This window comes from Pannus brasiliensis CCIBt3594 (assembly GCF_036688125.1).
In the GTDB taxonomy this organism is placed as follows: Bacteria; Cyanobacteriota; Cyanobacteriia; order Cyanobacteriales; family Microcystaceae; genus Pannus; species Pannus brasiliensis.
The window spans coordinates 76,189-83,524 of the sequence record NZ_JBAFSM010000021.1 but is presented as its reverse complement, the minus strand read 5'-3'; the positions used below and the strand labels follow the sequence as shown (position 1 = coordinate 83,524).

6 protein-coding genes are annotated in these 7,336 nt (G+C 53.8%); all 6 read left to right on the top strand.

Annotation, left to right across the window (positions count from 1 at the left end):
- Positions 1-435 precede the first annotated feature (435 nt).
- The 6 genes from nuoH (at position 436) to V0288_RS12525 (ending at position 7,281) form a co-directional block, all read left to right on the top strand.
- Complete coding sequence (gene nuoH, locus V0288_RS12550; RefSeq protein WP_332865444.1) at positions 436-1,554, top strand: NADH-quinone oxidoreductase subunit NuoH; 1,119 nt, start codon at positions 436-438, stop codon at positions 1,552-1,554.
- A gap of 38 nt (positions 1,555-1,592) precedes the next feature.
- Positions 1,593-2,168, top strand: coding sequence for an NAD(P)H-quinone oxidoreductase subunit I (gene ndhI, locus V0288_RS12545; RefSeq protein ID WP_332865443.1), 576 nt, complete (start codon positions 1,593-1,595; stop codon positions 2,166-2,168).
- A 64-nt stretch (positions 2,169-2,232) separates the two neighbouring features.
- Positions 2,233-2,829, top strand: a complete 597-nt coding sequence (locus V0288_RS12540) for an NADH-quinone oxidoreductase subunit J (protein ID WP_332865442.1) — start codon at positions 2,233-2,235, stop codon at positions 2,827-2,829.
- A gap of 157 nt (positions 2,830-2,986) precedes the next feature.
- Positions 2,987-3,292, top strand: coding sequence for an NADH-quinone oxidoreductase subunit NuoK (gene nuoK, locus V0288_RS12535; RefSeq protein ID WP_332865446.1), 306 nt, complete (start codon positions 2,987-2,989; stop codon positions 3,290-3,292).
- Between the two features lie 537 nt (positions 3,293-3,829).
- On the top strand, positions 3,830-5,635 hold the full coding sequence (locus V0288_RS12530; RefSeq protein WP_332865441.1) for a hypothetical protein: 1,806 nt from the start codon (positions 3,830-3,832) through the stop codon (positions 5,633-5,635).
- A 254-nt stretch (positions 5,636-5,889) separates the two neighbouring features.
- Positions 5,890-7,281 carry a DUF7305 domain-containing protein gene (locus tag V0288_RS12525; protein WP_332865440.1) on the top strand — a complete coding sequence of 464 codons (1,392 nt, stop codon included), beginning with the start codon at positions 5,890-5,892 and terminating at the stop codon, positions 7,279-7,281.
- Positions 7,282-7,336: the final 55 nt, after the last annotated feature.

Genomic DNA, 7,336 nt, shown 5'->3' with positions numbered 1-7,336 from the left:
GGCGCGCGGGGTGTGCGCGACGGGGGCGGCGGCCCCGCGGCGGCGTCGCTCCGACGCGTGGGGTCCCGGCGGAGAGCCCCGGCGAAACGAGCAGGGGGGAAAGGAGTAAGGGGCCCGGAGTAAGGAGTCAGGCGGCAGGGGGCGGGAGGCAGGAGCGAAGGGGTAGGAGGGAGGGAGCAGGGGGTAGGGAGTCGGGAGCCACGAGTCAGGAACCAGGCGCCAGGACCCGCCCATCCCCCTCATCTCCCTCATCTCCCTCATCCCCCCCATCTCCTCATCCCCTCTAGACTCTTCTCTATCGAGAATTTACAATCCATTGATAAGAATCTCTTGTCGGTCGCGCTATCCGACAGACGGTATACTATGCAAAGAGATTCGATGCAAAATCTTCCGACAATCGCCGAACTCTCGATACCCGTATAGCGATCGCCACCCATGAACCAAGGCATAGACTTACAAGAAAGTTTCATTAAATCTTTAACCGATTTAGGCTTGAGCGGGAGTCTGGCCAAAGCGATCTGGATGCCCCTGCCCATGTTCCTGATGATCATCGCGGCGACGGTGGGCGTTCTCGTCTGCGTTTGGTTAGAACGGAAAATTTCCGCCGCCGCCCAACAGCGGATCGGCCCCGAATTCGCGGGGCCCCTCGGCGTTCTCCAACCGGTCGCCGACGGTCTGAAATTAGTCTTTAAAGAGGATATCGTTCCCGCGAAAGCCGACCCGTGGTTATTTTTAATCGGCCCGGTTCTCGTGGTGATGCCGGTTTTCGTTTCCTACCTGATCGTTCCCTTCGGGCAGAATTTAGTCATTACCGATCTTAACGTTGGTATCTTCCTCTGGATATCCCTCTCCAGCATCGCCCCGATCGGTCTGTTGATGGCCGGATACGCCTCGAACAATAAATACTCCCTACTGGGAGGACTGCGGGCGGCCGCGCAATCGATCAGTTACGAGATCCCCCTGGCGCTCTCGGTGTTGGCGATCGCCATGATGTCCAATAGTCTCAGCACGATCGATATCGTCGAACAGCAATCCGGCTACGGGATTCTCGGCTGGAATATCTGGCGGCAACCGGTCGGTTTCCTGATCTTCTGGATCGCGGCCCTGGCCGAGTGCGAGCGCCTACCCTTCGACCTTCCCGAAGCGGAAGAGGAATTGGTCGCCGGATATCAAACCGAGTACGCGGGGATGAAATTCGCCCTATTTTACGTGGGATCTTACGTTAACCTAGTCTTATCGGCACTTGTTTTCGCCGTTCTCTATCTCGGCGGTTGGGAATTTCCCGTTCCCCTCGATCGGGTGGCCGCGTGGGTGGGAGTGAGCGAGACCAACCCCTGGTTACAGATTGTCACCGCCTCCCTCGGCATCACCATGACCGTCCTCAAGTCCTACTTCCTCATCTTTATCGCCATTCTCCTGCGCTGGACGGTTCCTCGGGTGCGGATCGACCAACTCCTCGATCTCGGCTGGAAATTCCTCCTACCGGTCTCCCTGGTTAACCTACTCCTGACCGCCGCCCTCAAACTTACCTTTCCCTTCGCTTTCGGCGGTTAACGCCAGGATAACCTAGATACCCGAACCCACTGACCACCATGTTTAACATTCTCAAACAAGTCAGCGATTACGCCAAAGGAAGCGTTCAAGCGGCAAAATACATCGGCGAGGGTCTATCCGTTACCTTCGACCATATGCGTCGTCGCCCGATCACGGTACAGTATCCCTACGAGAAATTAATCCCCTCCGAACGTTTCCGGGGGAGAATTCACTTCGAGTTCGATAAATGTATCGCCTGTGAGGTTTGCGTTCGCGTCTGCCCGATCAACCTCCCCGTCGTGGATTGGACGTTTAACAAGGAAATTAAGAAGAAACAACTCAAACACTACAGTATCGATTTCGGGGTCTGTATTTTCTGCGGTAACTGTGTCGAGTATTGCCCGACCAATTGCCTATCGATGACCGAGGAATACGAACTCGCGTCCTACGATCGCCACGAACTCAACTACGATAATGTGGCCCTGGGACGTTTACCCTATAAAGTGACCCAAGATCCGATGGTCACGCCCCTGCGCGAGTTGGGCTACCTCCCCGAAGGAGTGATCGAACCCCACGACCTCCCCGCGGGAAGCCAACGGGCCGGACAGCGTCCCGAGGAAATCGTCAATCAATAGCCCCGGTGAACGGTTATCGTCGCGATAACCGCTCGTTTTTTAGCATTCAGGAGATGGAGAAACCGTGAATTTAGCGGAAGGTGTTCAGATTATATCCTTCGGGATTCTCGCCGTTTTGTTAATTGGCGCGGCGCTCGGCGTGGTACTTCTTTCTAATATCGTTTACTCCGCCTTTTTACTCGGCGGCGTTTTTATCAGTATTTCCGGCTTATATCTTTTACTTAATGCCGATTTCGTGGCCGCGGCGCAGATTCTCATCTACGTCGGCGCGGTGAACGTGCTGATCCTGTTCGCGATCATGTTGGTGAACAAACGGGAAGATTTCGCGATTCTTCCGGGCCGCTGGATACGGCGGGCGGCTACCGGACTGGTCTGCGTCGGTCTGTTTGTCTTATTGGCGACGATGGTGTTAATCACCCCCTGGTCTCTCTCGACCACTTCCCCCGCGGTGGTAGCCAATACTCTCGTCGATATCGGTAAACACTTCTTCAGTGATTTCCTCCTACCGTTCGAGTTGGCTTCGATACTGCTGTTAATGGCGATGGTCGGCGCGATCATTCTCGCGCGTCGCGACCTGATCCCGGACGTGAAGGCCGAGGAACCGACCGCGACCGCGTTAACTTTACCCGAACGTCCTCGGGAGTTGACCACCTCTAAGTAGGGAAATGGGGGGATGGGGGAGTTTCTGGGAAAAGACCCCCCGGAAAAGGGAAAAATTACTTTTGGGATTTTCACCTTTCCCCTTTACCCTCTCTTCCTGACTCCTGACTCCTCCACCTCACGTCACGTTTAGTTATTCCAATCTATCGATCATGCAGATTCAGTTAGAGTATTTTTTGCTATTGGCGGCGGCGTTGTTCTGTATCGGGATTTACGGCTTGGTGACGAGTCGAAACGCGGTACGGGTGTTGATGTCGATCGAGCTAATGCTCAACGCCGTGAACCTCAATCTGATGGGTTTTTCCAACTATCTCGACCCTTCGGCGATTAAAGGGCAAGTTTTCACCGTTTTCGTGATCACCGTGGCGGCCGCCGAGGCCGCGGTCGGTCTGGCGATTATTCTCGCTATCTACCGCAACCGCGAGACGATCGACATGGAACAGTTCAATTTATTGAAGTGGTAAATTCCGTGAATTTTCGGATACAAGCTCCCTCGATCGGGGGAGTTTTTTCCGTTCGTTCTCCCGTATGATTCGGATGATTCGGCTCGATCGATCGCCCCGAGTTTCCCACCTCGGGAGATCGCGAAACAACGCCCGATCGATCCTCTAGAAACGCTCGCTAAATACATTTATATTTATCAATTAAAATTATCTATAATTCCCCATATATTGTCCGGGTAATTTTTCAGGCACGTTTTACTCGATCCGAGAATTGATAACCTTTTCGACTTCCGCCCCGGATAATTAAGTATTTTTTGATACGCTTTTCGGAAGACTGAAAAATTTAAAATTTATCGCCAGTCGATAATCATAACAAGAAGGCATCATGCAGTCAGTGATCCGAGAGATACAGGTTAGTGTTTCTGGTCACCGACCGTTCTCCTATACCCCTTCATACTGGAGATCCGAGGATTGTAGTGCTATGCTTGGGTCTTAGGTATGAATCAACAAATATTCAGACAACTCATTCTATCGTCTAGAAAAAATCGCGGTTTCGCGATGCCGATCGTTTTATGTTTAGGGGTGGTCGTCACGGCGGTGGCGGTGGCGATGATCGCCAGTTCTAGTGCCGAGCGATCGAAAGCCACGACCCAGAAAGTCAAAGCCGACAGCTTAAGCGCTTCCGAGGTAGCCGTCACGCAAATCCAGAACCTGATCGATAGAAATCGATTACTGTCGATGTATAGTTTTGACTATTGGGCGAGCCTCAACCCGACCGCCTCCGATTCGCAAAAAATCGCCTTTCAAAGCGATCTAGAGTTCGAGACCGCCAATAAAATTAAAGAAAGCAATAACTGTAGTAACGGTAACGCGATTAGCGATACCGATCTGAACACCCAAATTCAGTCTAGGTTACGGACGATCCAAGCGATCGGCTCGCAACAATGGCAGGATCTACCGAACGGTCAAGGTTCGTACCGTCTAATCTCCTATCAGTATCAGGGAACTCAAGGGGTTGCCAACGGAACCCAAACCGGTATCTTAACCGTGGAAGGGAGATTCGGTCGGGACAACGCCCAATCTACCAGTCGGGTAAACGTGTCACTGCCGGTGATCCAACAACCGGTCGACAGTATTTTCTCCACCCCGCAGATTCCGGGTTTGTGGATCGAACAGGGAGCGACTAACGACCTCACACAAACTATCGCGTCGAACGGAAGCTATTCCGGGGGTTCGACTTTCACCGCCAACGTGGTGATGAGCGATGGATGTTCCTTCACTCCCGCTCAACAGACCAGTATCGCGAATTTCGTCACCACCAGTCGCATCACCACGGGATCGGGCTATCAAGCGAAATTCGTTAACGAGGAGTTCCCGGACTTACCGATCAGACCGACCAACGTACCCACCGCCCAAACGAACTTAACGATCACCTCGTCGCAAACTTTCCCGAGACCGGGAGATGTGGCCACGAACAGAACCACGTTAGGCGGCGCGACGGTTCCCGTTTACCACTACATCATCAACAGCATCGAATTAAACGGTAGCGACCGGATTACGATCACTCCGGGCAATCGCGTCGTTTTTTACGTCCTCGGCAATATTGGTAGTAACGGAAACTCGGAAATCGTGCATGACTGTTCCGCCGCGCCGACGGGGACAACTTGCACGCCGACCAATTTGCAGATTTTCGCCTACAACACCGCGAACGCGGCCGCGCCCCAAATTTGTTTAAAGGGAACCTCGCGCCTCGATGCCTTTATTTTCGCCCCCGACTACTTGCTCGGGAAAACCGGAAACGGGCTATATTACGGTAGTGTTTGGGGAAGATCGTGGGGAAAAATCTCGACTTGTGGCTCTAATAATATGCCCCAAGTATCGGTTATTCAACGGGGAGAATGGTCGAACCTCTATGACGATCTCCGTCCCAGCGAACCTCTACCGAAAATCGGTTCCACGACCGCCTGGACTGAAGTCGCGACCGATAGCGCGGTTCCCTCTCCCGTAGCGATCACTAACACTTCTACCACCACGACGACGACGGGAACGACGGGAACGACGGGAACGACGGCTACCACGACAACGGGAACGACGGGAACGACGGCTACCACGACGACGGGAACGACGGGAACGACGACCACCACGACGACGGGAACGACGGGAACGACGGGAACGACGACCACCACGACGACGGGAACGACGGGAACGAACGACGGGAACGACGGGAACGACGACCACCACGACGACGGGAACGACGGGAACGACCACTACCCTGGCCACGAAAACCTGTCGAAGCTCGAAATGCGCGCGGTAATCCCCGTTTTCGATCGGTGTGAAAGGGCCGCTCATCCAGAGTCCACGTAACGCGCTTCGGGGGGAATTTTTCCCAGATTCACGGGCAATCTCTTCTCCCCGGCGGGACCGGGCGTTATCCCCCGCCGATCGATGTCCACATTCCCAACGTAAATTTATCCTTTTCTGCCGCGAGAGAGGTTTTTCTCTCGCGATTTTTGGTGACTGTTATCATCTCGATACGTGATGGAGATCACCGTCACGTAGCAACTTCTATCACATACTCGAGGATAATAGCTCCTCCCGCGCGATCGCGCGGCGCGCGTATGTATTTACCACCACTATCGTTTTTTGTATCCCGCTCTAACCGGAAAGGTTTCGCCCTACCCCTCACCCTGATCATCGGACTCGTTATGCTCACGCTAGGAACCGTGATGATCGCCCGGGGGCGAGACGAAAATGTAAGAGCCAGAACCACCCAAAATACGACCCTGGGCCGGGGGATTACCGAGGCCGGAATCGCTCAATATCAACGTTTTTTTCAAGACAATAGAAATTACGCTTATTATCCCTCTTCCCGTTGGGGCGATGTGTCCACTACCCTCTCCCAACTGCAAACCTGTGGCACGACGAATACCAATAACGCCACCGCGAAACGGAGTACGAACTGGCAGGCGTTAGATCCGAACGATCCGAAAAAAGGCCAGTATCGACTGGTTCGTTATGATTATGCCTATACGGGAACCGAGACCGGTGTGACCGAGGGAAAAGCCCCCGGTGTGGGAACCTTGGTTATAGAGGGTCGAGGAGCGGCGAATCTCGATCCGAGTAGTTCCGCGAACGCGAGCTCGGTCAGTACCTCTCGCATCGAAGTGACCATTCCCGTCGAACCGCGAACACTGACCAACAATATTCCGGGGGTTTGGTTAACCCAGGGAGATCTCGGCGGGAACGCGGCGGCGGCGGACGTGTTGGTGAATGACTGTAACGCCGTTTCCACGGTCAACATCACGGGAACCGATCCGACCACGAACGAAGCTTACAAAGTGGCTTTCACCACCATGCAGTTTCCCGCTCTGCCCACCGTACCCAATCTCGCGGGAACCGGGCGATCGACCCAGATCTTAGGCACGTTAACCGGACAGAATTATACTTTCCCGAGAACGGGGGGGACGACCCCCGATATCCCCGTCAATATCACTCGGACGGTCAACGGTCAAACCGTAACGCTCTCTAATGTGTACGAGTATATTGTCGATGATGTCTCTCTCCAGTCGGGGAATAATACCATAACAATCACCCCCGGAGCGAAAGTGATTTTCTACCTGCGCGGTTCGATCCGCAAAGGAAGCGAGCTATTGCACGACTGCACCGGTTCCTCCACCTGTAAAGCGACGGATTTCCAAATTTACGGTTATGGAAATTTACCGGGAAACTCCAGTTACGAAATCTGTCTAACCGGGAATGATAAGATTGAGGCTTTTATTTTAGCCCCGAATTACGATGTGGGGGTCGCCGGGAGCGGTGGCGGTGCCGGCGGGGTCAAAGGCTCGATCTGGGCGAAGGACTGGTCGAACAACGCGGGTTGTGGTTCCAACACCAGTAACACCGTGGTGACGCAGACCGGCCGCTGGGAAGATCTCGGCTTACAGCCGGAAAATCTCCCGCCTCAAGTCCTACAGGCGACCGATTGGAAACAGAAAGAAGTATCTCCGTGAGGGATAAGTGCATGACAAAGGGAAAATACGCGCGCGTTTCACTCTCTCGTCAAAC

Excerpts from the sequence above, each read along its gene's own strand:
- nuoH (WP_332865444.1), top strand. The coding sequence starts at position 436 with ATGAACCAAGGCATAGACTTACAAGAAAGTTTCATTAAATCTTTAACC.
- ndhI (WP_332865443.1), top strand. The coding sequence starts at position 1,593 with ATGTTTAACATTCTCAAACAAGTCAGCGATTACGCCAAAGGAAGCGTT.
- V0288_RS12530 (WP_332865441.1), top strand. The coding sequence starts at position 3,830 with ATGCCGATCGTTTTATGTTTAGGGGTGGTCGTCACGGCGGTGGCGGTG.
- V0288_RS12525 (WP_332865440.1), top strand. The coding sequence starts at position 5,890 with ATGTATTTACCACCACTATCGTTTTTTGTATCCCGCTCTAACCGGAAA.